This is a genomic window from Arhodomonas sp. AD133 (genome assembly GCF_051195215.1).
GTDB lineage: Bacteria > Pseudomonadota > Gammaproteobacteria > Nitrococcales > Nitrococcaceae > Arhodomonas.
Genome location: NZ_JBNAZM010000128.1, coordinates 1 through 1,788 on the forward strand (window position 1 = coordinate 1; position 1,788 = coordinate 1,788).

Annotated in this window: 1 protein-coding gene; it reads left to right on the forward strand. The window is 63.0% G+C overall.

Going from position 1 to position 1,788, the window contains the following annotated elements; translation table 11 throughout:
- Window positions 1–258 precede the first annotated feature (258 nt).
- A complete protein-coding gene (gene ltrA, locus ACPEES_RS23255; RefSeq protein WP_435106866.1) occupies window positions 259–1,680 on the forward strand; it encodes a group II intron reverse transcriptase/maturase in 1,422 nt (473 codons plus the stop codon).
- Window positions 1,681–1,788 lie beyond the last annotated feature (108 nt).

Below are 1,788 nucleotides of genomic sequence, written 5' to 3' on the forward strand. Positions count from 1 at the left end.
TCGTGAAAGCCTGCGGCGTAACGACAGCGAAGCTGCAGGGGCATAGCGGGACACCTCACCTCGTGAGCGGGAGAAAGTGAACGTGGGAACCCGACCGGCAGCCCCGCCCGCCGCTCGCGGCGAAGGGAAGGCGCGTTGCCCGCTGATGCTGCCGGAAGGGGGCGGAGGGGCCGTAGTAGTCCGAGCGCGGGAAAGCCGCGCACATGGCGAAGGGCTCCAGTGCGTTCGCAGCGAAGCTTCATCACGAGGAGGCCGCCGGTGAATATCGGCGCATCGTACTCCGACCGGGAAACGGCCGGGGCACGGGTACTCGCGATGCAGACCAAGCTGCACCGATGGGCAACGGCCGATCCCGGTCGCTGCTTTGATGACTTGTTCAACCTCGTCCATGATCCGGCGTTCCTGGTCACGGCGTGGCATCGGGTGCGAGGCAACAAGGGCGGGCGTGCCGCCGGTGTCGATGGGATTGCACCTAATGCCATAGAAGCCCCGGAAGCATTCCTGACCGGGCTGAGAGACACACTCAAGGCCCGCTGCTATACGCCGAGCCGTGTTCGGGAGAAGTCGATACCCAAGGCCGGTGGCAAGGTCCGCCGCCTCGGGATACCGACCGTCGCCGACCGGGTGGTTCAGGCATCCTTGTCGCTGGTACTCGAGCCCATCTTTGAAGCCGATTTCCTGCCGTGTTCGTACGGTTTTCGGCCCAATCGCCGCGCTCAGGACGCGATCAGTGAAATCCGCTTCCTTGCAGCCCCAACTCGCAACTACCAATGGGTGTTCGAGGCGGACATCAAGGCGTGCTTCGATAACATCGAGCATGGGGCGCTGATGCGCCGCATTGCGAGACGGATCGGAGACAAGCGGATCCTCGCACTGATCCGTGCGTTTCTTCGGGCCGGGATCCTCGCCGAGGACGGCACGGCCCGAGATACGATCACCGGAACACCACAAGGAGGGATCCTGTCTCCGCTTCTTGCCAACATTGCCCTGTCGTCTCTCGACGAGCACTTTGCCCGGAAATGGGAAGCGCTCGGACCGTCATGGCAGCGCGCAAAGCTTCGCCGCGCCGGCGTTCCATCCATGAGAATCATCCGTTACGCGGACGATTTCGTGGTCATGGTCCACGGCCAGCGCACTGACGCCGAAGCGCTCTGGCAGGAAGTGGAAGACGTGCTCGCGCCGACCGGGCTATCCCTGTCGGTCGAGAAGACCCGGGTGTGCCACATTGACGAAGGCTTCGACTTCCTCGGCTGGCGAGTGCAACGCCGCCGCTGGCGAGGTCGGGGCGGTAAACAGGTAGTGTACACCTACCCGTCAAAGAAGGCCCTGACCTCCGTGACGAGCAAGGTGCGCTCCCTGACCCGCCGAAACAAACATTGTACGCTCAAGGATCTGCTGCGCGCGGTTAACCGTGTGCTGCGCGGCTGGTGTGAATACTTCCGATACGGCGTGTCGGCACGGACCTTCGGATACCTCGACTACTTCACGTGGCATCGAGTCTTCTGCTGGCTTCTGAAACGACATGCCGGGCTCGGCAAGAAGGAGCTCGTCCGCCGCCTGCTGCCGAATTGGAAGCTTGCGGATGGAGGAACCACCCTGTTCAAGCCCCAGAAGGTGTCGATTATCCGCTATCGTTACCGAGGGACGCGAATACCCACACCCTGGGCGCCATTGGCATGAACACATGGAGAGCCGGATGCGGTGAGAATCGCACGTCCGGTTCGGAAGGCGGGTCGCAGAAACCCAGCCGGTGAAAACCGGCCAGGGCGCTGCGACCCGACCCTTACA